Source organism: Branchiibius sp. NY16-3462-2 (assembly GCF_001594145.1).
Classification (GTDB): domain Bacteria; phylum Actinomycetota; class Actinomycetes; order Actinomycetales; family Dermatophilaceae; genus Branchiibius.
In genome coordinates this window covers 16667-41941 of record NZ_LVCF01000001.1, presented here as the reverse complement: position 1 = coordinate 41941, position 25275 = coordinate 16667, and the positions used below count along the sequence as shown (strand labels likewise).

The following is a 25275-nucleotide window of genomic DNA, read 5'->3' as shown; positions in this document are numbered from 1 at the left end:
CCCAGCCACTACTCACGGGTAACATAGACCCCGACGTGCGGCGCCGCTGGCGCCCGCGCGGATGCCATCACTACGTACAGGAGAGGCCGAGCGACACATGAACATCGTCGTCTGTGTCAAGTACGTGCCCGACGCCCAAGGGGCGCGCACGTTCACCGAAGACAACACCACTGACCGCGAGAACGTCGACGGTCTGCTGTCCGAACTCGATGAGTACGCCGTCGAGGAAGCACTGAAGCTGGTCGAAGCCGGCGAGGGCGAGGTCACCGTGCTGACCGTCGGTCCCGCGGGTGCCGCCGAGGCGATCAAGAAGGCCCTGCAGATGGGTGCCGACAAGGGTGTGCACGTGCTGGACGACGCGATTGCGGGCTCCGACGCCCCCGCAACGTCCCTGGTGCTGGCTGAAGCGATCAAGAAGATCGGCACCCCGGATGTGGTGCTGACCGGTCTGGCCTCCACGGACGGCACGATGAGCGTCGTCCCGGCGATGCTGGCCGAGCGCCTGGGTCTGCCCCAGGTCACCCAGGTCTCGCAGTTGGAGGTGTCCGGCACCGGCGTCACCGGCCGCCGCGACAGCGACAGCGCCTCGGAGACCATCGAGGCCACCCTGCCGGCGCTGATCGGGGTCACCGACCAGATCAACGAGCCGCGTTACCCCTCCTTCAAGGGGATCATGGCCGCCAAGAAGAAGCCGGTCGAGACCTGGTCGCTGGCCGACCTGGGTGTCGATGCGGAACTGGTGGGGCTGTCCAGTGCCTGGACCACGGTCGACTCCTTCGCGCAGCGTCCGCCGCGCGAGCAGGGCGAGATCGTCAAGGACGAGGGTGACGGCGGCGTGAAGCTGGCCGAGTTCCTGTCCGCCAAGAAGTTCGTCTGACCGGCCCTGCGAGACAAGGAGATCCACCATGGCTGAAGTACTCGTGCTGGTCGACCACACCGACGGCACCGTGAAGAAGACCACCGCTGAACTGCTGACCATCGCCCGGCAGATCGGCACCCCGTCCGCCGTGTTCGTCGGCAGCAACGTCGAGGCCGCCCGTCCGCGGCTGGCCCAGTTCGGCGCCGAGAAGGTGTACGTCGTGGACAACCCCGACGTGACCGGTTACCTCGTCGCCCCGCTGGCCGAGGCGCTGGCCGCCGTCGTCGAGCAGGCGTCCCCGGCCGCCGTACTCATCCCGTCCTCGGGCACCAACAAGGAAGCCGCCGCGCGCCTGGCCATCAAGACCGACTCGGGCCTGATCACCGACGCCACCGGCGTCTCGGTGACCGACGGCAAGATCGTGACCACCCAGTCCGCGTTCGCCGGCGGGTTCACCGTGCAGGCGCAGGTCACGCACGGTACGCCGATCATCACCGTGAAGCCGAACGTCGCTCCGCCGCAGGCCAGCCAGGCCTCCGCGACGGTGGTGCCGGTCGAGCTGACCGTCTCCGACGCCGCCAAGGGCACCAAGATCGTCAAGGTCGAGCCGAAGGCCAAGTCCGGTCGTCCCGAGCTGACCGAGGCCGCGATCGTGGTCTCCGGTGGTCGTGGCACCGGCGGTGACTTCGCTCCGGTCGAGGCGTTCGCCGACGTGCTGGGCGCCGCCGTGGGTGCCTCCCGCGCCGCGGTCGACGCCGGCTGGTACCCGCATAGCAACCAGGTCGGCCAGACCGGTAAGCAGGTCTCCCCGCAGCTGTACGTCGCGGCCGGGATCTCCGGTGCGATCCAGCACCGCGCCGGGATGCAGACGTCCAAGACGATCGTTGCGGTCAACAAGGACGACGAGGCGCCGATCTTCGAACTGGTCGACTTCGGTGTCGTCGGCGACCTGTTCGACGTGCTGCCGCAGGCGACCGAGAAGGTCAAGGAAAGCAAGGGCTGAGCAACCCGCTCGTTCCTCGCGGTTCCTCAGCCCTCCCGATGTTTTCTAAGGCGTGCTGAGCAGCCCGCTCGTTCCTCGGCCGCGGCCGGTCAGCCCTTCGTGGGTTGGCCGGCCGTCGTCGTTGTCGTGGCCGACGGGGTCGGGCTGGGATTCGCGCTCGCCGGCACAGTGCGCCCGGTCCATGCGGCACTCACGGTGGTGCTGGTGGGGTCCTTGACGTACAGCAGCGTCCAGGAGTTCATGGCACTACCACGGGGCAACCAGAAGACCAACGTGTAGGTCTTCTGCTGGCCGGCGGGCACCAGATCGCTGGTCAGGGTTTCCCCCGTGCTGCCCGATTGGCTGTAACGACACAGCATTCCGCGTGCGTCGACCAGTTGGAACTGGCCACGCTCGACGAACCCCACCGAACCTTCTGCCGTGACGGTGACCTTCAGCTGCACGCCGTCGACATCGGTGGGCTGCCCGGCGGCCGGCGGCAGGTCCTGCAGGACCGGAGCCTGCGGGTCCACGATGACCGTGATGGCGCCGGATCCAGCGCGCTGCGCGGTACCGAACGGTTTGCGCTCGACCTTTGCCACGTCGTACGTCGATTTCTTGCCATCGCACCCGGCCGTCGCGGTCGCCGACGGGGTCGGCGCATCGGCGTCCCACTGCGCACTGGCCACTTTGCCGCCCGCCTGGTCGGTGTACATGACCGAATACCCCGACAGGTCGGTGCCGTGCGGCACCAGGAAGGCAACCTCCCCGGACCCCGGATGACTCTGATCGACCTGCATGATGGTGAACGAACCGCCGAGCGGATTGGTCGCCGGCTGAGCGCAGCGCTGACCTGCGGGGGAGACCAGCACGAAGGAGGCCGGTGACACGGCGAACGTTCCGTTGGTGCGGACCTGGAGGTCGACCGTGATGCCTGCCAGGTCCCAGCCGGCGACCCCACTGGGGGTCTGGCTCAGGGTCGGCTGACCCACTTGACCGGCCAGCGTCTGAGTCGATTCCAGGTTCGCGGTCGTCGCGTACGCCGTCCGCTGCCCGCTGAGGGAGGGCGCCGCGCCGGCGGAACACGCTGCCGCCGACGTGGCCGTCGCGGGCGACGTCGGCGACGTCGGTGACGTGGAGCTGGCTGACCCGGCGCTGCTCTCGCTGCACCCTCCGACGGCTGCGGCGAGGACCATCGCGGCCAGCGCGGACGCGGCCCACGTCGTCTGACTGCGCGCGATCCTCATATCGGGCCCAGTGTCGCAAAACCCGCTGCTCGAACGTGTGGCCGCCCATAGAGCGTTGAGCGGTCAACCACCCCCGCTGCGGCACCTACACTGTTTTGGTTATGAATACGTCCGCGGTGTACCTCGATCACGCGGCGACGACCCCCATGCGCGAACCGGTCGCGGCGGCCGTCGCCGATCAGTTCCGCACGCCCGGTAACCCCTCGTCCCTGCACACCGCCGGTCGTGCGGCGCGCCGTGTGGTGGAAGAGGCGCGCGAGCAGATCGCGGCCGGGTTGGGCGCGCGGCCCTCCGAGGTGGTCTTCACCAGTGGGGGCACCGAGGCTGACAACCTGGCGATCATCGGCACCTTTGAAGCGCGCCGGGCTGCCGACCCGGGCCGTACCCGATTGATCGTCGGCGCCACCGAGCACCACGCAGTGCTGGACGCGGTGGAGTTCCTGGTCGCCCAGCATGGCGCGAGCGTCGACTGGATCCAGGTCGACGGTCTCGGCCGCCACGACCCCTCGGTGGTCGCCGACCTGATCGAGCGCAACCCCGATGACGTCGCCCTGGTCTCGATGATGTGGGCCAACAACGAGGTCGGCACCGTGCAACCGGTGGCGCAGATCGCTGCGATCGCCGCAGCGGCCGGCGTCCCCTTCCACACCGACGCGGTCCAGGCGGCCGGTCAGTTGCCGGTCGACTTTGCCGCGGGCGGGGCGGACCTGATGGCGATCGCCGCCCACAAGCTGGGTGGTCCGATGGGGATCGGCGCCCTGATCGCGCGACGTGACGCGGTCCTGCAGCCGGGCACCTTCGGCGGCGGTCAGGAGCGCGGTCTGCGCAGCGGCACCCTCGATGTCGCCGGGATCCGCGGCTTCGGCGTCGCCGTCGCCGAGACGGTGGCCACCTTGGACACCCACCGCAAGCACCTGGTCGGTCTGCGTGACCGGCTCATCGAGCAGGCCCTCGGCCTGGATCTCGGGATCGAGGTCAGCGGGATCCACCTGGCCGGTGACGCCGACCAGCGGTTGGCCGGCAACGCCCACCTGCGGGTGCCGGGGTGCGACGGCGACTCCCTGCTCTATCTGCTCGATGCGGCCGGCGTGCAGTGCTCCACCGGCTCGGCCTGCCAGGCCGGTGTGCCCCGCCCCAGTCACGTGCTGCTGGCGATGGGCATTCCGGAGAGCGGCGCTCGCGGCGCGCTGCGCCTGACGCTCGGCCACACCTCGACCGATGCCGATGTCGATCGCTTCCTGGACGTGCTGCCGTCCTGCGTCGAGCGGGCCCAGCGAGCCGGGCAGGTCGCCTGATGCGCGTCGTGGCCGCCATGAGCGGTGGAGTGGACTCGGCGGTCGCCGCCGCCCGGATGCTCGACGCCGGACATGAGGTCGTGGGGGTGCATCTGGCGCTGTCACAATCGGCGGCGACCCTTCGCGAATCCGCCCGTGGCTGTTGCACGATCGAGGACGCCGGGGATGCGCGCCGGGTGGCCGACATGCTGGGGATCCCGTTCTACGTCTGGGATATGGCCGCGCGGTTCCGCGAGGACGTCATGGAGGATTTCGTCGCCGAATACGCGGCCGGACGCACGCCCAACCCGTGTTTGCGCTGCAACGAGCGGATCAAGTTCGCGGCGCTGCTGGACAAGGCATTGGCGCTGGGGTTCGACGCCGTCGCCACGGGCCACTACGCCCAGATCGTCGAGGGTCCGCACGGTCGCGAACTGCACCGGGCCGTGGACATGGCCAAGGACCAGAGTTACGTGCTCGGCGTGCTGGATGCCGACCAGTTGGCCCGTTCGTTCTTCCCGCTCGGTGACACCATCAAGCCGGACATCCGGGCCGAGGCCGAGCGCCGCGGCTTCTACATCGCCCGCAAGCCCGACAGTCACGACATCTGCTTCATCCCCGACGGTGACACCGCCGGCTTCCTGTCCCGCCGTCTGGGCTCGGAGCCCGGCCCGATCGTCGACGACACCGGCGCCGTGGTCGGTCAGCACGAGGGCGCCTTCGCCTACACCGTCGGGCAGCGTCGTGGGTTGGGTCTGAAGGAGCCGCGGGCCGACGGAGCGCGCCGCTACGTCGTGGACGTGCAGGTCGGGTCGAACACCGTCGTCGTGGGTACCGAGGACCTGCTGGGCGTAGATGTCATCGACGGCGATCACCTGCGCTGGTGCGGACCGCCGCCCACCGGGCAGATCCGCGTCGGTGCGCAGCTACGGGCCCACGGTGAGGAACTCCCGGCCCTGGCCACCGTCGACGGTGACCGGGTGCGGGTGGTCTTGGATCGGCGTACCCGAGGGGTCGCCACCGGGCAGTCCGTCGTGCTCTACGACGGGACCAGGGTGATCGGTTCGGCGACGATCAGCGCCACCGGCCGCTCGTGACGCTGCCCTCCGGGGTCGGGTCCTGGCCCGGCACCGATCCGTTGGCTGCCGCCCGTCAGGTGCAGGACCTGTTGAGCGAGAACGGGATTCCGTATCTGGTCGAGTTGCCGCACCGCGGACCGGGTGCGGACATGATCGGCCGCACCGCTGCGGCGCTGGTCGACCTCGGGGTGGATCTGCAACCGTCCGGCTGGCGGCTGGCACCGGCCGCTGATCGCAACGTACGCCGTGGACGCGCCTTCCTGCGCGACGACCTGGAAGTGCTCGCCGAGACGTACGACGGGTGGCAGGGCCCGCTCAAGGTGGCCCTGACCGGGCCCTGGACCCTCGCGTCGTCGCTGTGGCTGCCGCGCGGCGAACGGGTCGTCACCGATGCTGGCGCATGCCGCGATCTGATGCAGTCCCTCGCTGAGACGGTCCGGGTGTTGGTCGGTCAGGTGCGGGCCGCCGTACCGGGCGCTGAGGTCATCCTGCAACTGGATGAGCCCGGACTCCCCGCCGTACTGGACGGGTCGCTTCGCTCCGCGTCCGGCCTGAACCAGGTGCGGCCGGTCGACCAACCAGTGGTCCGCGAGGGCCTGGCCGCGGTCCGGGAGGCGCACGACGGGCGGGTGGTCCTGCACTGTTGCGCTCCTCGGGTGCCGACGGCCCTGTTGCGCTCGGTCGACGTCGAGGTCAACCTGGACACCTCGCTGCTGACGCCGGGCGCCTGGGAAGGCGTGGCGGAACTGGTGGAATCCGGACGGACCTTGTGGGCTGGCGCCATCCCGACCGACGCTGTCGGCACGCATCCGGGTGGTTTCGTCGACGCCCTCGTGCATGCGTGGCACCGGGTGGGTCTGCCTGACGCCACGCTCGCGGATCTGGTGGTGACCCCCGCGTGCGGGCTGGCGGCGCGAGCGCAGGCGGCGCGGATCCAGCGGTTGGCCGTGGACGCCGCGGCCGAGCTTTCCGAACGGGCGGTTGCCTGACCTGGCTGTCGGTGGCCTACGGCACGATGGTCCGGTGAGCGAAGACACCCGGACCGATGGCCGCCTTGAGACCAGCGCGGGCATGGATGTTGATGAGGCGACCCGGCACGAGTGGACGGACCTGGCCGAGAAGATCCGTGGTTACCAGTTCGAGTACTACCTGAAGGACGCGCCCACGGTCAGCGACGCGGAGTACGACGCGGACATGCGCCGCCTGCAGGACCTGGAAGAAGCGCATCCGGCGTTGCGCACGCCGGACTCGCCGACGCAGCAGGTCGGTGGCACCTTCAGCACCGAGTTCGCACCCGTGGAGCACCGCGAGCGGATGCTCAGCCTGGACAACGTCTTCTCCCTCGAGGAGTTGGACACCTGGCTGGAGCGGGCCGAGCGCGAGGCGCCGGGGGAGCCGAAGTGGTTGTGCGAGTTGAAGATTGACGGCCTGGCGGTCAACCTGACCTACGAGAACGGCCGCCTGACCCGTGGTGCCACGCGCGGTGACGGCCGCACGGGTGAGGACGTGACCCTCAACGTCCGCACCATCAAGGGCGTTCCGTTGCAACTGGTCGGCGACAACGTGCCGGAGCTGGTGGAGGTGCGCGGCGAGGTCTTCTTCCCGGTGGTCGCGTTCGAGGAGCTGAACGCCTCGCTGATCGAGCAGGGCAAACCACCCTTCGCCAACCCCCGCAACAGTGCCGCCGGGTCGTTGCGGCAGAAGGATCCGAAGGTCACCGCCTCGCGCCCGCTGCGGATGCTGGTGCACGGCATCGGGGCGCGGCGGGGGTTTGACGTCGACAGCCAGTCGCACGCGTACGAGTTGCTGCACAGCTGGGGGTTGCCGACCTCCAGCCACACCAAGGTGCTGACCGACGCAGCCGAGGTGCGCCGCTACGTCGAGTACTACGGGGAGCACCGGCACTCGGTGGAGCACGAGTTGGACGGCGTCGTGGTGAAGGTCGATCAGGTCGCGCTGCAACGGGCGCTGGGAGCCACCTCCCGGGCGCCGCGCTGGGCAATCGCCTTCAAGTACCCGCCGGAGGAGGTCAACACCAAACTGCTGGACATCCAGGTCAACGTGGGTCGCACCGGGCGGGTCACGCCGTTCGGGGTCATGCAGCCGGTGAAGGTGGCCGGGTCGACGGTTGAGATGGCCACGTTGCACAACGCGTTCGAGGTCGAGCGCAAAGGTGTGCTGATCGGCGACACGGTGGTCCTGCGCAAGGCCGGTGACGTCATCCCGGAGATCGTCGGTCCAGTCGTGGCGCTGCGGGACGGCTCGGAGCGGCCGTTCGTCATGCCGACGCACTGTCCCTCGTGCGGGACCGAGTTGGCCTACGAGAAGGACGGCGACAAGGACATCCGCTGCCCGAACGCCCGCAGTTGTCCCTCGCAGTTGCGCGAGCGGCTCTTCAGTCTGGCCTCCCGGGGCGCCCTCGACATCGAGGCGCTGGGCTGGGAGGGTGCCACGGCGCTACTGGACAGCAAGGTGCTGGAGGACGAGTCCACCCTGTTCCGGCTGACGGCCGACGACCTGGCGCGGGTGCCGCTCTACACCAGGACCGCGAAGAAGAGCGACGACCCTGCGGACGTCCGGGACGGAAAGGTGCTGTCCGCCAACGGGATCCGTCTGCTGGAGAATCTGCAGGCGGCCAAGGAGCAGCCGCTGTGGCGGGTGCTGGTCGCGTTGTCCATCCGGCATGTCGGACCGACCGCGGCGCGGGCGTTGGCCACGCACTTCGGCTCGATGGACGCGATCCGAGCCGCCTCTGCGGAGGAACTGGCTGGCGTCGACGGCGTGGGCGGTGTGATCGCCGATGCAGTGCTCGAGTGGTTCACGGTTGACTGGCACGTGGCGATCGTCGACACCTGGGCAGCCGACGGTGTGCGGATGGCCGACGAGCGTGATGAGTCAGTGGCCCGCACGTTGGAGGGGCTGACCGTGGTGGTCACCGGCTCGCTGGAAGGCTTCAGCCGCGACGAGGCGAAGGAGGCGATCATCGCCCGCGGCGGCAAAGCGTCCGGCTCGGTCAGCAAAAAGACCGACTTCGTGGTGATTGGTCCCGGAGCCGGGTCCAAGGCCGCCAAGGCCGAGGAGCTCGGCGTGCCCATTCTGGACGAGGCCGGCTTCGTGACGTTGTTGGCCGACGGTCCGCCTCCGGCCGATACTGCCGATGGCGGCCCGGAAGCCTAACCCGCGGCCGGTGCGGTCGAGGCTTCGCCTACTGCGCTGTGCGCCAAATCGTTAACGCTTGGGGTGCGCGAAAGTCCTGGTCAGGGGCGGAGCACCTGCACCAGGACTTTTCGCGCAGCCCACTAGGGCGCCGTACGCCGCGACGATGATGCCTACTGTCTCGTCCACGGAGAGCGCGGGGCCGTTGATCATCAGGTGGTAGAGCGAGCGGTCGGTGATGTCGCGCTCGTACAGATGCTGCATGTACTTCGCGCGGCCGCCATCGACTGATTCGATGTCGGTCCGGGCCCGATCCTCGCTGACCGAAGCGGTCCGTGCGAGGTAGGCGACGCGTTCGTCAAGGTCGCCGTAGAGGCGCACCCGCAGCACGTCGGGTTGATCGGCAAGAGCCGCGGCGCCCGCGCGGCCGAAGACCACGGCACCGGTCTCGACGGCCGAACGCATGATCTTCTCGGCCTGGTCGCGGAACTCGTTCGGTGAGTGGCTGTACTGCTCGGTGTCGCCGAAGACGGTGTCGGCAACCGGCGCGATCGTGCAGAAGAAGCGGTCCGCCCAATTGCCCTTGCGTTCGCCTTCGTGCGCCTCGGCCTCGGTGACGTCCAGAGACCGCGCGATGTCCGCGTCGATGGCCTTGTCCAGCAGGGGCAGACCCAGCTTCTCGGCAACCTTCGGGGCCACGAGGGCGCCGCCCGCGCCGTACTCAGACGAAATGGTGATCCCAGGCATCAGCAAGCTCCCATCGCTCAACTATATGAACCAGTTTAGTGCGGTGGTTTGTGGTCGCGCGGGCGGGCGTTGCGCTCCTGCTTGCGCCCGCCGCCCGTTTCCTTGTCGGGTGGTGGAATGTCCGCCGGACCAGACCGGTTGTGATCTTCGTGAGTGACGTGACGATCTACTGGCGGCCGGGTTGCGGCTTCTGCGCCCGGCTCAAGGACACCATCAGCGAAGTCAGCGACAACGCGACCTGGCTCAACATCTGGCAGGACGAGGACGCTGCAGCCTTCGTGCGCAGCGTCAACAACGGCAATGAGGTCGTGCCCACCGTCGTGATCGACGGCCAGGCGCACACCAACCCCGACCCGGGTCTGGTCCTGGAGGCGCTCACCGGCTCATAGACTGGGGATCATGTCCTCGATCTCGCGCGACGATGTCGCGCACGTCGCCATGCTGGCGCGGATCCAACTCTCCGATGCGGAGTTGGACAAGCTGGCGGGCCAGTTGGAAACCATCGTCGGCTATGTGGGTCACGTGGGGGATATCACCTCCGATGACATCCCGCCGATGTCCCACCCCTTGCCGTTGACGAACGTCACGCGGCCCGATGTGGTGCGCCCGAGTCTGACCGCTGAAGAAGCGTTGTCCGGGGCGCCCCAGGCCGAAGCACAGCGCTTCGAGGTGCCGCGAATCCTGGACGAGGAGTGATGGTGTCCGACCCCACCCGATTGACTGCTGCCGCGCTGGCGGAGGCGCTGGTCGCCGGCGAACTGAGCGCCGTTGAGGCCACCCAGGCGCACCTGGACCGCATCGCTGCCGTCGACGACGACGTGCACGCCTTCCTGCAGGTCGACGCCGAGGGTGCGCTCGCCGCCGCCCGCGATATCGATGAGCAGCGTGCTGCGGGTGCCCCGCTCGGCCCGTTGGCCGGGGTACCGATCGCCGTCAAGGACGTCGTCGCCACGAAGGGACTGACGACCACGGCGGGCTCCAAGATCCTCGAGGGCTGGGTGCCGCCGTACGACGCGACCCTGGTGACCCGGCTGCGCGCCGCTGGTCTGCCGATCCTGGGCAAGACCAACATGGACGAGTTCGCGATGGGCTCCTCCACCGAGCACTCGGCCTACGGTCCGACGCACAACCCGTGGTCGCTGGACCGGATCCCCGGCGGGTCCGGGGGTGGCTCGGCCGCCGCTGTCGCGGCGTACGAAGCGCCGCTGGCCATCGGCACCGACACCGGGGGTTCGATCCGCCAACCCGCCTCGGTGACCGGCACGGTCGGGGTCAAGCCGACGTACGGCGGGGTGTCCCGTTACGGGCTCATCGCTCTGGCGAGCTCCCTGGACCAGGCGGGTCCGTGCACCCGGTCGGTGCTGGACGCCGCGCTGCTGCAGACGGTCATCGGTGGTCACGACCCGATGGACTCCACCTCGATCAACGCCCCCGTGCCGCCGGTCGTGGAGGCGGCACGTCGCGGCGACGTGAGCGGTATGCGGATCGGTGTCATCAAGGAGATCTCCGGGGAAGGGTTCGCGCCGCAGGTGCGGGCGCGGTTCACCGAGTCGCTGGCGCTTCTGGAGAAGGCGGGCGCGGAGATCGTCGAGGTCTCGTGTCCCAGCTTCGAGAAGGGTCTGGCGGCGTACTACTTGATCCTGCCGAGCGAGGCGTCCTCCAACCTGGCCAAGTTCGATGCCATGCGGTACGGCCTGCGCGTCGCGCCGAAGGGTGTCGAGTCGCCGTCGGCGGAGCAGGTCATGGCCGCGACGCGTGACGCCGGCTTCGGTGACGAGGTCAAGCGCCGGATCATCCTGGGCACCTACGCGTTGTCGTCGGGTTACTACGACGCGTACTACGGGCAGGCGCAGAAGGTCCGCACGCTGATCGCGCGTGACTTCGCCGCGGCCTTCGAGCAGGCCGACGTGCTGGTCACGCCGACTGCTCCGACGGTGGCTTTCAAACTGGGTGAGAAGCTGGACGACCCAATGGCGATGTACCTCAACGACGTCGCGACCATTCCGGCGAATCTCGCTGGTGTTCCAGGTCTTTCGCTGCCGAACGGCTTGGCCGAGGACGGGCTGCCCAGTGGCTTCCAGGTGCTCGCGCCGATCCAGGCCGACGACCGGCTCTACAACGTAGGTGCGGCGCTGGAGCGGTTGCTGGAAGAGCAGTGGGGTGGCCCGTTGCTCGCCCAGGCTCCGTCGCTGGATGTTAAGGAAGGTGTCCGATGAGCGCTGTGCTGGAGGACGTCGTCGACTACGACGACGCGGTGGCCCGGTTCGATCCGGTGCTGGGTTTCGAGGTGCACGTCGAGCTCGGCACCGCCACCAAGATGTTCTGTGGCTGCGCGACCGGCTTCGGCGCGGAGCCCAACACGCAGGTGTGCCCGGTGTGCCTGGGTCTGCCGGGAGCGCTGCCGGTCGTGAACGCGATGGGCGTGGAGTCGGCCATCCGGATCGGACTGGCGCTGAACTGCAAGATCGCTGCGTGGTGCCGGTTCGCGCGCAAGAACTACTTCTACCCGGATATGCCCAAGAACTTCCAGACCTCGCAGTACGACGAGCCGATCGCCTACGACGGGTATCTGGACGTCGAACTCGAGGACGGGTCGGTCTTCCGCGTCGACATCGAGCGCGCCCACATGGAAGAAGACACCGGCAAGTCGCTGCACATCGGTGGCGCCACCGGTCGTATCCAGGGCGCCGAGTATTCGTTGGTCGACTACAACCGCGCCGGGATCCCGCTGATCGAGATCGTCACGAAACCCATTGTGGGAGCGGGGGATCGGGCACCTGAGATCGCGCGCGCGTACGTCGGTGCGGTCCGGGATCTGCTGAAGGCGCTGAACGTTTCGGACGTCAAGATGGAGCAGGGTTCGTTGCGCTGTGACGCCAACGTCTCGCTGAAGCCGGCAGGCGCCGAGAAGTTCGGCACCCGCACGGAGACCAAGAACGTCAACTCGCTGCGCTCGGTCGAGCGTGCGGTGCGCTACGAGATCAGCCGGCAGGCCGCCGTACTCGACTCGGGTGCAACGGTCTTGCAGGAGACGCGGCACTGGCACGAGGACACGGGTGTCACCACCTCCGGGCGGCCGAAGTCGGACGCGGACGACTACCGCTACTTCCCGGAGCCGGACCTGGTGCCGATCGCTCCCGACCCGGCGTGGGTCGAGGAGTTGCGGGCGACGCTGCCCGAGCCGCCGAACGTGCGGCGCCGTCGTCTCCAAACCGACTGGGGTTACAGCGATCTGGAGATGCGCGACGTCATCAACGCGGGCGCTCTCGAATTGATCGAGGACACCGTCGCAGTGGGTGCGACGCCGGTCGCGGCGCGCAAGTGGTGGACCGGCGAGATTGCCCGCCGGGCCAGTGCTGAGGGCAAGGGCCTGGATGAGTTCGGTGTCACTCCGGCGCACGTCGCCGAGTTGGACGGGATGGTGCAGGCCGGCCGGCTCAACGACGCCATGGCTCGGCAGGTCTTCGAGGGTGTCCTGGACGGCGAGGGTACGCCGACCGCGGTCGCCGATGCCCGCGGCTTGCAGTTGGTGCAGGACGACGGTGCGCTCGAAGCGGCGGTCGACGAGGTCATCGCCGCGAATCCCGATGTGGCCCAGAAGGTCCGCGACGGCAAGGTGCAGGCGGCCGGTGCCCTCATCGGTCAGGTGATGAAGGCGATGAAGGGCCAGGCTGATGCAGCCAAGGTCCGTGAGCTTTTGCTGTCCCGCCTGACCTGAGCGCCGATACCGTGATCGGGTGACGACTCGCTCGGACCTGATGGCGGTCAAGGCCCTCACCTGGGATCTATGGCGTGGTCAACTGGCCACCCGTCGTCGGGCGTGGATCGGACGCGAGCCAATGGCGCGGACGTTCGTCCGGCCGTGGCACGCCGACCCCTATCCGCAGTACGACGCGGCGCGTGCGCGTGGGCCGGTGTTTCGTGGTTTGCAGGCCGGTGGCTGGGTCGCAGTCTCACACGAGGCCTGCTCAGAATTGTTGCGCAGCAGGGACTTCGGGGTCGACACCCGGGAAGCCGGTGGATCGACGGAGGCGGACCTGTCGCTGTTGGGGATGGACCCGCCGGAGCACACCCGATTGCGCAAGGTGGTCGCGCCGGCGTTCACCCCACGGCGGATGACAGCCTTCGAGACATCGATCGAGAAGCGTGTCGACTCCTTGATGGATGCTGCGGAACAACGGCGCTCGTTCGACCTGATCACCGCATTGGCCGCGCCGCTGCCGATCGGGGTGATCAGCGAACTGCTCGGCATCCCGGTGGACGACAACGAGAAATTCCTGCGGTACGGCACGGTGCTCGGGACCGCGTTGGACGGCATCCACTCACTTCGTCATGCGCTCGAGCTGCAGAAGGCCAGCGTCGCGCTGGACACGCTGACCCAGTCGCAGCTCGATGCCCGTCGGGAAGAGCCACGCGACGATCTGCTGTCGATGCTGGCGGCGGAACCACCGGAACGGGTGCGGCCCAACGAGGCGCTGCCGCTGAGCACCCTGCTCCTGGTCGCGGGATTCGAGACCACCGTCAACCTGATCGGCAACGCGGTCCGGGCGCTGATGGCGCACCGGTCGCAGTGGGAGGCGCTGGTGGCGGATCCTTCCCTGGCATCCGCGGTGGTGGAGGAGACGTTGCGATACGACTCGCCCATCCAGTTCACATCGCGAGTCGCGCACGAGGGACGGGCGATCGGCGGACGACAGTTGTCGAAGGGCGACGAGGTACTTGTCTGCATCGGCGCCGCCAACCGGGACCCCGAGCACTACCGTCAGCCGGACGTTTTCGACATCACCAGGACGGACGGTTCGGATCACCTGGCGTTCTCCGGTGGAGTGCACTACTGCGTCGGAGCACCACTGGCACGGCTCGAAGCGGGAGTTGCGCTTCAGCGGATGGCCCAACGGTGGCCTGATCTGCGGATCACCGGCCGGACGCCCATTCGGTCGTCCAACGTGATCCGCGGCGCGCGACGCATCCCGGTGTCCGTGCGCTGACCGGCTCGTGCTCACATAGAGCGGTGACAGTCGTATCGGTGGGCAACCAGGAACTCTTCGACGCGGCGGCCGCCGTGCCGGGCGTCGAGGCCGTGCTGTTCGACGGCCTGGGCGCACCGCCCCGTGATGACATCGAGGTGTTCATCGGGCCTTATGACGCGCGGCCGCACTCCTTCGACTGTTTGCGAGATCTGCACTCGCTGAAGGCCGTTCAGCTGGTGACGGCTGGTTATGAGCACGTCGTACCCGCTCTGCCGCCGGGCGTCGTACTGGCCAATGGCGCGGGCATCCACGACACCTCGACGTCCGAACTGGCATTGGCTCTGACATTGGCTGCCCAACGAGGAATCCCGGATTTCGTGCGCGACGCCGAGACCGGCACGTGGCGGCACACCGCCGGCTACCCGTCGCTGGCGGATCGGAACGTTCTGATCCTCGGGTACGGCGCGATCGGCCGGGCCGTCGCACGTAGGGTGCTCGCGTTCGAAGCGTCGGTGACAGCCGTGGCCTCGAAGGCGCGCGCCGGCGACGAACTGGTCGACACCGTGCACGGCACGGACGAACTCCCAGCTTTGGTGCCGGGACACGACGTGGTGATCATCGTCGTACCGCTGACCGATTCCACCCGGGGGATGGTCGACGCGCAGTTCCTCGCAGCCCTGCCTGACAACGCGCTGGTCGTCAACGTGGCCCGCGGCAAGGTCGTGGACACCGAGGCCCTGCTCGCCGAGTGTCAGTCCGGACGGCTGCGCGCGGCTGTGGACGTGACCGATCCAGAACCATTGCCTGCGGACCACCCGTTGTGGAAATTGCCGAACGTGCTGATCAGCCCACACGTGGGAGGCGCGAGTTCGGCCTTCTGGCCACGCGCCCGGCACTTCGTGGACGAGCAGCTGCGCCGGTATGTCGCAGGCGACGGTCTTCAGCACGTCGTGTCATCCTGACGCCATGGCACGGACCCGCAGGCTGACGCTGATCCGGCACGCGAAGGCCGAGGACCCGCGGTCGGCCGAAGACCATGAGCGCGCCCTTACCCAGAACGGCGCCGCCGACGCCCGGGCCCTGGGGCATTGGCTGAAGGCGCAGGGCATCTCGCCCTCGGAGGTCTTCTGCTCCACGTCGGTGCGCACCCGTGAGACCTGGGCAGGGATCGTCGAGGCCAGCGGGATCGGGGGCCTGGTGGAGAACGACCGCCGCATCTACCTGGCGCATCCGCAGACCCTGATCGAGGTGTTGCGGGAAGCCAGCGAACACACCAGTGATCTGGTGCTCGTCGGGCACTCGCCGGGGGTGCCACTGCTCGCGGGTCTGCTCGCTGACGGGCAAGGAGACGAAGCCGCGCTCAGTGCGCTGGAGGACGGGTTCCCGACCTGCACAGCCGCAGTGCTCGCGGTGGAGGTGGACTGGGCTGATACCGCGCCCGGGACCGCGCGGCTGACGGCGTTGCATACGGCACGGTCCTAACTGCTTTACCAACTCTTTACGGTGGATAACCCCAAACCGCGCGCTGCGCGCCACCAGAATGGCGGGACCTGGACGACTGCAGGGAGGGGATGTCGTGCCTGGGACGGGGAATGGCCGCCGAGCGCGTGTGCTCACGAGTTCGGCGATCATGCTCACGGTGGTCACCGGCGTGGCTGGTTGCGGGGGGAAGACGGGCGCAGGGGGCTCGTCCGCGGCAACCAGCACGTCGGTGACATCGTCGGCGTCATCTAGTTCATCGTCTGCGCCTAGTTCGTCGGTTTCAACTGCATCGACTTCACCGTCGAGTACGCCGACCGCTGCCGCCACGGGCAACCCCGCCCTGGGGATCAACGGGCTGCCGGATGCTGCCAAGCAGAAGACGACGGATGGCGCGATCGCGTTCGTCAATTACTACCTGCGTGTGGTCAATGCCGCTTACTCCACCCCCGATGACACCCTGATTTCGCCTTTGTCCGATGCCGGATGCAAGGTGTGCACGGCCTGGGCTACCAGCGTCGAGGACTTCGCCGCGAAAGGTGCGAAGACCAGCGGACCCATCTACCTTGGGCTGTCAAAAACGACGATTGTGGCAAATCTGCTGGGCGATAAGCCTGCTGAGGTCCACGTAGGAGCTCTAGTCGACGTGGCGGCAGCCAAAGTCGTTGATCCTTCGGGAAAGGTCCTCGAGTCCAGCACAGCAAGCAACTCAGGGCGCGTGTTCCTCCTGCGATGGGCCAACAGCGGTTGGCAGATGCTCCAGGTCGAGCGGCAGATCTGACGGGATGAGCTGTCAGCTTCAGCGTCGACTGGTGCTTCTGTGTTTTGCGCTCATGTTGGCGACGGTGGGTATGACGCATCCCACGCGTGCCACTGCGGACACGAAACTGCCCAGTTGCCTCGACTGCGACGTGACGCAGGCGGGCGCTTACACCGGTCTCACCGCCGCCCAGACCAAGGGGCAGCCAACGGACGTCGAGAAGGACGTTGTCGAGAACGGCAAGAAGGTCCGCAAACGGGTGCCGCTGGTCTATTCGGTGCCGATGAACTGTCCGGGCAACGGCCCCGACGACACGGACGGCGGCAACGCCTGCGGCCAGGCGATCAGCAGCTGTCAGTACGTACCCGACGCCAGCGGTCCGTACGTGAAGATTTATCGTCATCCGGCGGACGAGACGGCCCCCCACTGGGAGTACGTCGGCAACACCTGCTTCACGTCGTTGCTGCCCGGCGGCGCCGATCGACCACAGCTGACGATGGCGATGATCGTCAAGGAGTGGAAGCAGACGCCGTTCGCCAAGCCCACCCTGTCGATCCAGCCGGTCAACAACCGCACGCTGGTGACCCTGCCGACCTACTTCGCGTTGGTGTGGCCGCAGGCCGGCTACCAACCGGGGGAGGTCCGCGCGACCACGCTGATCGGTCACCGCGTGGAGATCCGCCCGACGTTCAAGTCCAACGATTTCCGGTTCGGTGACGGCGCGGCCAGCGGTCCAACGCTGAGTTTCGGCGGCGCATATCCCAACGGCGACATCACCCACGTCTATGACGATGCAGGGACGTTCACGGTCGGGGTGAGCACGACGTACGGCGGCCAGTTCCGGGTGGACGGCGGCGACTGGGCCGACATCCCGGGCACCGCCACGATCGCCGGCCCGACACAGCAGGTGCAGGTCCTGACCTCGAGCAACCGCCTCGTGCGCTAGACGCGGGCCGCGAGGTACTCGTGCTCGGTCGGATACAGCACGCCCGCATCCAGTACCCGTCGGGCCAACTGGCGGTCGCCGGTCACGGCCCGGAAGGCGTCCAGCAACGTGATGTCGTGGGCCGGGCGGTTCACCATCACCACGTCGCCGGCTGAGATTCGTCCCGGCACCTGCACAGACAGGTAGGCGCCGGTCCGCCCGGCCTCGGTGAATCGGCGTACCCACTGCTTCTCGCCCATCCGCGCCGCGAAGGTGGCGCACGGGATCCGCGGCACCTCCACCCGCAGACGGACGGATCCGATGGTCCACTCCTCGCCGATCAGGGCGTGGGTCAGATCCAGTCCACGAGTCGTCAGGTTCTCGCCGAACAGTCCGGGCTCAAGTGTGCGCCCCAGCTGCGCTGCCCACCAGTCGTAATCCTCTGTGGCGTAGGCATATACAGCTTGCGCGTACCCGCCGTGGTGCTTACGGCTGCCGATCCCGTCGCCGACGACGCCACTGCCCTGGCCGCCCTTCTTGGGTCCCGGATCGCGTACGTCGATGTGCTGGGTCGGTTGCTTGTCGATAGCCGTCCGCCCGCGCACCCCGGGCAACGTCGTCACGACGCCGAGATTGACCGAAAGAACTTCACCACGCAGCACCCTTCGAGGGTAGCGGCGGGTGCCTAGACTCGCGTCATGAGCGAGGACACGCCGGACATCAAGCCCCGCAGCCGCGACGTCACCGACGGCTTGGAGAAGACCGCCGCCCGGGGCATGTTGCGAGCAGTCGGTCTGACTGACGAAGACTTCGCCAAACCTCAAGTGGGAGTAGGCAGTTCGTGGAACGAGATCACGCCCTGCAACCTGTCCCTGGACCGATTGGCGAAGGCGGTCAAGGACGGCGTCTTTGCGGCCGGCGGCTATCCGCTGGAGTTCGGCACGATCAGCGTGTCCGACGGCATCTCGATGGGCCACGAAGGAATGCACTTCTCACTGGTCAGTCGCGAGATCATCGCGGACTCCGTCGAGACCGTCATGAGCGCCGAACGCCTCGACGGCTCAGTGCTTCTCGCCGGTTGCGATAAATCATTGCCCGGCATGTTGATGGCTGCCGCGCGCCTCGATCTGGCCAGCGTCTTCCTCTACGCCGGCTCGATCCTGCCCGGCATCGCCAAGCTCTCCGACGGCTCGGAGAAGCAGGTCACCATCATCGACGCGTTCGAAGCGGTCGGTGCCTGTGCGGCCGGTCTGATGTCCCGTGACGACGTCGATGCGATCGAGCGCGCGATCTGCCCGGGGGAGGGCGCGTGCGGTGGGATGTACACCGCCAACACGATGGCCTCCGTCGCCGAAGCCATCGGGATGTCCCTGCCCGGCAGCGCTGCGCCGCCCGCAACAGATCGGCGCCGGGATGGTTTCGCTCGCAAGTCCGGCGAGGCGGTCGTCGAGTTGCTGCGCCGCGGGATCACTGCCCGCGACATCATGACCAAGGAAGCCTTCGAGAACGCGATCGCCGTCGTCATGGCCTTCGGTGGCTCCACCAACGCGGTGCTGCATCTGCTCGCCATCGCGCACGAGGCCGATGTGGACCTGAGCATCGACGACTTCGCTCGCATCGGTGCCAAGGTCCCGCACCTGGCCGACGTCAAACCGTTCGGCGCTTTCGTGATGACCGACATCGACCGGGTCGGGGGTGTGCCCGTCGTCATGCGCGCGCTGCTCGACGCCGGGCTGCTGCACGGTGATTGCCTCACGGTGACTGGCAAGACGATGGCGGAGAACCTCGCCGACATCCGCCCACCGGACGTCGATGGCAAGGTGCTGCGCGCCATGGCCTCGCCGATCCACCCGAGCGGTGGCATCACGATCCTGAAGGGGTCGTTGGCTCCCGAAGGTGCCGTGGTGAAGTCCGCCGGTTTCGACAACGACGTATTCGAAGGCACCGCAAGGGTTTTCGACGGTGAGCGCGCTGCGATGGACGCCGTCGAGGACGGTTCGTTGAAGTCTGGTGACGTGGTGGTCATCCGTTATGAGGGCCCCAAGGGTGGACCCGGGATGCGCGAAATGTTGGCGGTCACCGGTGCGATCAAGGGCGCCGGGCTGGGCAAGGACGTCCTGTTGCTGACCGATGGCCGGTTCTCCGGAGGTACGACGGGTCTGTGCGTTGGTCACGTAGCTCCCGAAGCCGTGGACGAAGGCCCGATTGCCTTTGTCCGGGACGGCGACCGGATCCGGCTCGATGTCGCTCAGGGGATCCTGGACCTCCTGGTCGATGAGGGCGAACTTGCCGATCGGCGTACGTCGGGTGTGCGGCATCCCGAGGCGAAGTACACCCGCGGGGTGCTGGCCAAGTACCGGAAGCTGGTGGGAAGCGCTTCGGGCGGGGCGGTCTGCGACTGAGGCGGGCGGTCCCGGATGGTGAGACGCCAGTCTCATCATGTTGACCCCGTGGCGACCCGAGGCACACACTGACTGACGTGGCACGCATTCTCGTACTCCGCAGGCGCGCAAGCTGACTCGATCAGCAAGCGCGCCTACCCTCACTGCCCCAGCGGCTGAGGGTTTTTTTATGTTCTGAGAACGCGCCACACCGACCAAGAAGCCCACGAACAGGTGACCACCGTGACGAATGTGCAGGCCCCCAAGGCGGCGACCCGCATCCCGAGCCCGACTCAGGTGACGCCCTTGCAGCACAAGGCGCGCAGCCGCGACGCCGGCGAAGCCCACCAGACGCAGCCGGACACCCCGCCCACCCCGCCGATCGAGGTCACGGGTGCACAGAGTCTGGTCCTGTCGCTGGAGTCCGTCGGCGTCGACACGGTATTCGGGATCCCGGGCGGCGCGATCCTGCCGGCCTACGACCCGCTGCTGGACTCGGTGAAGGTCCGCCACATCCTGGTGCGCCACGAGCAGGGCGCCGGCCACGCCGCTGAGGGCTACGCCTCGGCCACCGGCAAGGTCGGTGTCTGCATGGCGACCTCCGGTCCCGGTGCCACGAACCTGGTCACCGCGATCGCCGACGCCTTCCTGGACTCGGTTCCGATCGTGGCGATCACCGGTCAGGTCAACTCCAAGACCATCGGGACCGATGCCTTCCAGGAGGCCGACATCCGCGGCATCACGATGCCGATCACCAAGCACAACTTCTTGATCACCAACGCCGACGAGATCCCATCCGCGATCGCGGCGGCGTTCCACATCGCATCGACCGGCCGCCCCGGCCCGGTGCTGGTGGACATCAGCAAGGACGCCCTGACGGCCAGGACCACCTTCTCCTGGCCGCCGCAGGTCGATCTGCCGGGCTACCGCCCGGTGACGCGTCCGCACCCCAAGCAGATCAAAGCAGCCGCCGAAATGATCCGCGCGGCCAAGAAGCCGGTCCTCTATATCGGGGGAGGAGCGATCCGCTCGGGGGCCAGCGAGTCTCTGAAGGAGCTCGTCGAGCTCACCCAGATCCCGCTGGTGACCACGCTGATGGCGCGCGGCGCCGTGCCGGACACCCACCCGTTGCATCTCGGAATGCCCGGGATGCACGGGTCGGTTCCGGCCGTGACCGCGCTGCAGAAAGCCGACCTGCTGATCACCCTCGGTGCTCGCTTCGATGACCGGGTGACCGGTGACCTCGCATCGTTCGCGCCGGAGGCCAAGGTCATCCACGCCGATATCGACCCCGCCGAGATCAGCAAGAACCGCCAGGCGGACGTGCCGATCGTCGGTGACATCGACGAGGTCGTGCGCGAGCTGATCACCGCGCTGACGCCCGACATCGACCCCAGCCGCTACACCGCGTGGCGCGAGCGCACCACGGGCTGGAAGCGCGACTTTCCGGTCGGTTACACCACTGCGGAAGAAGGCCTGTCACCCCAGTACGTCATCGAACGGATCGGGGCGCTCACGGGTCCGGACGCGACGTACGTTGCAGGGGTCGGTCAGCACCAGATGTGGGCGGCCCAGTTCGTCAACTATGAACGTCCCAACTCCTGGCTGAACTCCGGCGGCGCCGGCACCATGGGCTACTCGGTGCCCGCCGCAATGGGCGCCAAGACCGCCGAACCGGACCGCACGGTCTGGGCGATCGACGGTGACGGCTGCTTCCAGATGACCAACCAGGAGCTTGCGACCTGCGTCATCAACAACATCCCGATCAAGGTCGCGATTATCAACAACTCCAGCCTCGGCATGGTGCGCCAGTGGCAGACGCTGTTCTACAACGAGCGCTACTCCAATACCGACCTGCACACCGCGATCGGCGCCCGGGTCCCCGACTTCGTCAAACTGGCCGACGCGTACGGTTGTGTGGGGCTGCGGTGCGAACGTCCCGAGGACGTCGACGCGACGATCCAGAAGGCGTTGGAGATCAACGACGTGCCGGTCGTCATTGACTTCGTCGTGGAGCGTGACGCGATGGTGTGGCCGATGGTTCCCGCCGGCGTCAGCAACGACATGGTGACCGTGGCCCGCTCGATGGCCCCCGTGTGGGACCGCGAATCCGAAGGTGAGGACGACTGATGGCCAAGCACACGCTCTCGGTGCTGGTGGAGAACAAACCCGGTGTGCTCGCCCGGATCGCCGGTCTGATCTCCCGCCGCGGCTTCAACATCGACTCCCTCGCCGTGGGCGAGACCGAGCACACCGAGATCTCCCGGATGACGATCGTCGTGGACGTCGATGAGCTGGTCCTGGAGCAGGTCATCAAACAGCTCAACAAGCTCGTCGAGGTCCTCAAGGTCGTCGAGCTGGAGCCCGACGCCGCCGTCCAGCGTCAGATCGTGCTGATCAAGGTGCGGGCCGACGGTACGACGCGTGGCCAGATTCTCGAGTTGACCCAGATGTTCCGGTGCAACGTCGTCGACGTCACCGCCGACTCGGTCGTCATCGAGGCGACCGGGGCGCCGAACAAGTTGATCGCGCTGCTCGAGGTGCTTGAACCGTACGGCGTGAAGGAGCTCGTCCAGTCCGGCCTGGTGGCCGTCGGGCGGGGTAGCCGTTCCATCACCGACCGCGCTCGCAAGAGCGCCTGATCCTGCTGAATCTCACAACACAAAACAACCCTCTCTGAAGGAGCGCCCAGCTGTGGCTGAAATGTTCTACGACGACGATGCCGACCTGTCGGTAATCCAGGGCCGCAAGGTCGCGATCATCGGCTACGGCAGCCAGGGCCACGCGCACGCCCTCAACCTGCGTGACTCGGGCGTGGACGTCCGGGTCGGTCTGCGCGAGGGCTCCAAGTCCGCCGCCAAGGCCGAGGCCGAGGGACTGCGCGTCGTACCCGTCGCCCAGGCGGCCCAGGAGGCCGACGTCATCATGATCCTGGCGCCCGACCAGGTGCAGCGGATCCTCTACAAGAACGACATCGAGCCGAACCTGCAGCCCGGTGACGCCCTGTTCTTCGCGCACGGCTTCAACATCCGCTTCGGCTACATCACCCCGCCCGAGGGTGTCGACGTCGCGATGGTCGCTCCCAAGGCGCCCGGGCACACGGTTCGTCGCGAATTCGTCGACGGCCGAGGCATTCCCGACATCGTCGCCGTCGAGCAGGACGCGACCGGCAAGGCCTGGGACCTCGCTTTGTCCTACGCCAAGGCCATCGGCGGCACCCGCGCCGGCGTCATCAAGACCACCTTCACCGAGGAGACCGAGACCGACCTCTTCGGCGAGCAGTCGGTGCTGTGCGGCGGTGTCTCGCACCTGGTCCAGTCCGGGTTCGAGGTCCTCACCGAGGCCGGCTACCAGCCGGAGATCGCTTACTTCGAGGTGCTGCACGAGCTCAAGCTGATCGTCGACCTGATGTGGGAGGGCGGCATCGCCAAGCAGCGCTGGTCCATCTCCGACACCGCAGAGTACGGCGACTACGTCTCCGGCCCGCGGGTCATCGACGCCGGTGTGAAAGAGCGCATGCAGGGTGTCCTCGCCGACATCCAGAGCGGGGCCTTCGCCGAGCGCTTCATCGCCGACCAGGACGCCGGTGCCCCGGAGTTCCTGAAGCTGCGCGAGGCCGAGGCGGGTCACCCGATCGAGGCCACCGGTAAGGAACTGCGTTCGCACTTCTCCTGGTCCGGTAGCCGCGACGAGGACTACGTCGAAGGCTCCGCCGCGCGCTGAGCTGCTCGCTGGCCAACTGCCCGTTGCGGCCGTCTGCCATCCCCCGGGGTGGCAGACGGCCGCACTGCGTTGAGGTGCCGCACGGCAGGGAGGGTCACGATCGGCGTCGCCGCGATCCCGTTGAATCCGTTGGCGGTGACGGCGGTGTAGGCACCCATGGTCGGACTGACCACCCGATCGCCTGGTTCCAGCGGGGGCAGCATGATGCCGTCCGCGACCACATCGATGGAGTCGCAGGTCGGTCCGGCCAGCACCGACGACGCCTGACTGCCCCACACCGGCGGCAGAATGGGCGGCCGGAGACCTTCCTGCAGCACGTTGCTGTACGAGCCGTGCACCCCGTCGTCCAGGTAGTACCACGGCCGTTCGTCGCGCTCGGCGCAGCCGACCACGCTGCACACCAGCGTCATGGCGTCCGCGGCCAGGAAGCGTCCCGGTTCCGCGATGACCCGCAACCGGTCCAGGTACGGCGCGAGCAATGGAGTGATCGCCGCAGCGATGGCCTCGATCGAGGGGACCGGGCGGTCGTAGGCGACGGGGAACCCGCCGCCGATGTCGAGGGTGGTCATCGGCACCCGGCCGGACAACTCATCGATCAGTGCCAGCGCGGTATTGACGGCCGACGCGTAGGCCGCAACATCGCACTGCTGGCTGCCGACATGGAAACTGAGTCCCTCGACCGTGAGCCCGGCCGCGTGGGCGGCCAGTACGAGATCGCGGGTCAGTTGCCGGGATGCGCCGAACTTCGCTGAGAGATCGATCTGTGCAGCGCTGCTGTCGACCGCCAGACGCACGAGGACGCCCACGTCGTACTTCGCGAGCTTGTCCACCTCCCCGCGCGTGTCGACCACGAAGGTGCGCACCCCACAGCCGACGGCGTAGCGGATATCTGCGGGCGACTTGACCGGGTGGGTGTAGATCACCCGGGAGACGTCGACGTGCCGGTCGAGCAGGGTGTCGAGTTCGTGAACGCTCGCCACCTCGAACGACGCGCCGCAATGAAGCAGGGTGTCGATGATCGCCCCGTGCGGGTTGGCTTTGACGGCGTAGTGGAGGTCGGCGTACGGCAGTGCGCGCCGAAGGTCGCCATAGCGGCGTTCAACGGTGTCCGGCTCGAGGAACAAGACGGGCGTGCCCTGCAGCGCAAGGGTTTTGGCCACCGCCGGTCGTGCCAGGAAGTCATTGGGGGAGAGGTCCGACGGTGCCTGCGCGGGATGGGTGGCCCGGACGAGCTCCACCCGGCGGTGCCGCCACCCGAACTTCACGGTCGCCAGGTACGACGCCCCGGCCAGGGTCCAGAACACCGCGTCCGCTGCGTAGCTGCCGAGGAGCACGCCCCATCCGGTGCTGTGCAACCACATGATGGCTGCGGTCATGAAGGCGGGCCGGACCAGCAGCGAGTCCACGATCTCGGCTGGCCCGAACTCGGCCCCGAGCAGCAGCACGGTGCGTTGCAGCCGGCGTAGCAGGTTCGGATTCTGCGGAGTCTGCTCGCGCCACACTGACACCGCGAGATAGGCGTAGAACGCCACGTTCTCCGCGACGGTGACGACACCCGCGATCAGCCACGGCGACTGTGTCCACCGCGTCCCGAGCCACCAGCCCACGAAAGTCCCTACCAGCGCGAGCAGTTCGGCTGGCAGGTAGCGCAGGACAACGGTCCTGATGCGGTTCATCGTCACGCCTCCTGGCA

The 25275-nt window shown here is 67.8% G+C and carries 23 protein-coding genes; 19 read left to right on the top strand and 4 right to left on the bottom strand.

The genetic code is table 11. The features are described from left to right. Nucleotides 1–97: 97 nt before the first annotated feature. Nucleotides 98–877: an electron transfer flavoprotein subunit beta/FixA family protein gene (locus AZH51_RS00190; protein ID WP_291520209.1), complete on the top strand. Its 780-nt coding sequence runs from the start codon at nt 98–100 to the stop codon at nt 875–877. Between the two features lie 28 nt (nt 878–905). Beyond that, on the top strand, nt 906–1862 hold the full coding sequence (locus AZH51_RS00185; RefSeq protein ID WP_291520208.1) for an electron transfer flavoprotein subunit alpha/FixB family protein: 957 nt from the start codon (nt 906–908) through the stop codon (nt 1860–1862). 89 nt (nt 1863–1951) lie between these two features. Here the strand turns inward: AZH51_RS00185 and AZH51_RS00180 are convergent, their stop codons facing one another. Continuing rightward, nucleotides 1952–3088, bottom strand: a complete 1137-nt coding sequence (locus AZH51_RS00180) for a hypothetical protein (protein WP_291520207.1) — start codon at nt 3086–3088, stop codon at nt 1952–1954. 101 nt (nt 3089–3189) lie between these two features. Here AZH51_RS00180 and AZH51_RS00175 point away from each other — a divergent pair, with 101 nt between their 5' ends. The 4 genes from AZH51_RS00175 (at nt 3190) to ligA (ending at nt 8618) form a co-directional block, all read left to right on the top strand. Then, the gene (locus AZH51_RS00175; RefSeq protein ID WP_291520206.1) at nt 3190–4383 is read left to right on the top strand and encodes a cysteine desulfurase family protein; all 1194 of its coding nucleotides are present in this window, start codon (nt 3190–3192) and stop codon (nt 4381–4383) included. Further along, nucleotides 4383–5459, top strand: coding sequence for a tRNA 2-thiouridine(34) synthase MnmA (gene mnmA / locus AZH51_RS00170; RefSeq protein ID WP_291520205.1), 1077 nt, complete (start codon nt 4383–4385; stop codon nt 5457–5459). The genes AZH51_RS00175 and mnmA overlap by 1 nt, the downstream gene beginning before the upstream one ends. Next, entirely contained in the window at nt 5456–6430 is a 975-nt protein-coding gene (locus tag AZH51_RS00165) for a methionine synthase (RefSeq protein WP_291520204.1), read from the top strand. The genes mnmA and AZH51_RS00165 overlap by 4 nt, the downstream gene beginning before the upstream one ends. 82 nt (nt 6431–6512) lie before the next feature. Continuing rightward, complete coding sequence (ligA, locus tag AZH51_RS00160) at nt 6513–8618, top strand: NAD-dependent DNA ligase LigA (protein ID WP_291521273.1); 2106 nt, start codon at nt 6513–6515, stop codon at nt 8616–8618. Between the two features lie 51 nt (nt 8619–8669). Here the strand turns inward: ligA and AZH51_RS00155 are convergent, their stop codons facing one another. After that, nucleotides 8670–9344, bottom strand: a complete 675-nt coding sequence (locus tag AZH51_RS00155) for an AAA family ATPase (RefSeq protein ID WP_291520203.1) — start codon at nt 9342–9344, stop codon at nt 8670–8672. A 149-nt stretch (nt 9345–9493) separates the two neighbouring features. On the opposite strand from AZH51_RS00155, the gene AZH51_RS00150 reads away from it, so the two are divergent. From AZH51_RS00150 to AZH51_RS00110, 9 genes are all read left to right on the top strand, one after another. Continuing rightward, on the top strand, nt 9494–9733 hold the full coding sequence (locus AZH51_RS00150; RefSeq protein ID WP_291520202.1) for a glutaredoxin domain-containing protein: 240 nt from the start codon (nt 9494–9496) through the stop codon (nt 9731–9733). Between the two features lie 10 nt (nt 9734–9743). Next, nucleotides 9744–10040, top strand: coding sequence for an Asp-tRNA(Asn)/Glu-tRNA(Gln) amidotransferase subunit GatC (gene gatC / locus AZH51_RS00145; protein WP_291520201.1), 297 nt, complete (start codon nt 9744–9746; stop codon nt 10038–10040). Next, nucleotides 10040–11560, top strand: a complete 1521-nt coding sequence (gene gatA, locus AZH51_RS00140) for an Asp-tRNA(Asn)/Glu-tRNA(Gln) amidotransferase subunit GatA (RefSeq protein WP_291520200.1) — start codon at nt 10040–10042, stop codon at nt 11558–11560. Before gatC ends, gatA begins: the two co-directional genes overlap by 1 nt. Then, nucleotides 11557–13062 carry an Asp-tRNA(Asn)/Glu-tRNA(Gln) amidotransferase subunit GatB gene (gene gatB, locus AZH51_RS00135; RefSeq protein WP_291520199.1) on the top strand — a complete coding sequence of 502 codons (1506 nt, stop codon included), beginning with the start codon at nt 11557–11559 and terminating at the stop codon, nt 13060–13062. Before gatA ends, gatB begins: the two co-directional genes overlap by 4 nt. Nucleotides 13063–13081: 19 nt before the next feature. Continuing rightward, nucleotides 13082–14332 (top strand): cytochrome P450, encoded by a 1251-nt coding sequence (locus AZH51_RS00130; RefSeq protein ID WP_291520198.1) that lies wholly within the window; start codon nt 13082–13084, stop codon nt 14330–14332. A gap of 23 nt (nt 14333–14355) precedes the next feature. Then, nucleotides 14356–15276 (top strand): 2-hydroxyacid dehydrogenase, encoded by a 921-nt coding sequence (locus tag AZH51_RS00125; protein WP_291520197.1) that lies wholly within the window; start codon nt 14356–14358, stop codon nt 15274–15276. Between the two features lie 4 nt (nt 15277–15280). Continuing rightward, nucleotides 15281–15796: a histidine phosphatase family protein gene (locus AZH51_RS00120; protein ID WP_291520196.1), complete on the top strand. Its 516-nt coding sequence runs from the start codon at nt 15281–15283 to the stop codon at nt 15794–15796. A gap of 148 nt (nt 15797–15944) precedes the next feature. After that, the gene (locus AZH51_RS00115) at nt 15945–16574 is read left to right on the top strand and encodes a DUF6318 family protein (RefSeq protein WP_291520195.1); all 630 of its coding nucleotides are present in this window, start codon (nt 15945–15947) and stop codon (nt 16572–16574) included. A gap of 70 nt (nt 16575–16644) precedes the next feature. Then, nucleotides 16645–17499 carry a hypothetical protein gene (locus AZH51_RS00110; protein WP_291520194.1) on the top strand — a complete coding sequence of 285 codons (855 nt, stop codon included), beginning with the start codon at nt 16645–16647 and terminating at the stop codon, nt 17497–17499. Here the strand turns inward: AZH51_RS00110 and AZH51_RS00105 are convergent. After that, nucleotides 17496–18140, bottom strand: a complete 645-nt coding sequence (locus tag AZH51_RS00105) for an MOSC domain-containing protein (protein WP_291520193.1) — start codon at nt 18138–18140, stop codon at nt 17496–17498. The genes AZH51_RS00110 and AZH51_RS00105 overlap by 4 nt on opposite strands. Before the next feature lie 36 nt (nt 18141–18176). Here AZH51_RS00105 and ilvD point away from each other — a divergent pair, with 36 nt between their 5' ends. The 4 genes from ilvD (at nt 18177) to ilvC (ending at nt 23582) form a co-directional block, all read left to right on the top strand. Further along, a complete protein-coding gene (ilvD, locus tag AZH51_RS00100; protein WP_291520192.1) occupies nt 18177–19880 on the top strand; it encodes a dihydroxy-acid dehydratase in 1704 nt (567 codons plus the stop codon). Nucleotides 19881–20111: 231 nt separating this feature from the next. Continuing rightward, nucleotides 20112–21989 (top strand): acetolactate synthase large subunit, encoded by a 1878-nt coding sequence (locus AZH51_RS00095; protein WP_291521272.1) that lies wholly within the window; start codon nt 20112–20114, stop codon nt 21987–21989. Beyond that, nucleotides 21989–22501, top strand: a complete 513-nt coding sequence (gene ilvN, locus AZH51_RS00090; protein WP_109684067.1) for an acetolactate synthase small subunit — start codon at nt 21989–21991, stop codon at nt 22499–22501. The genes AZH51_RS00095 and ilvN overlap by 1 nt, the downstream gene beginning before the upstream one ends. A 52-nt stretch (nt 22502–22553) precedes the next feature. Next, nucleotides 22554–23582: a ketol-acid reductoisomerase gene (gene ilvC, locus AZH51_RS00085; protein WP_291520191.1), complete on the top strand. Its 1029-nt coding sequence runs from the start codon at nt 22554–22556 to the stop codon at nt 23580–23582. Here ilvC and AZH51_RS00080 read toward each other — a convergent pair. Then, nucleotides 23555–25258, bottom strand: coding sequence for a type III PLP-dependent enzyme (locus tag AZH51_RS00080; protein ID WP_291520190.1), 1704 nt, complete (start codon nt 25256–25258; stop codon nt 23555–23557). The genes ilvC and AZH51_RS00080 overlap by 28 nt on opposite strands. Nucleotides 25259–25275 lie beyond the last annotated feature (17 nt).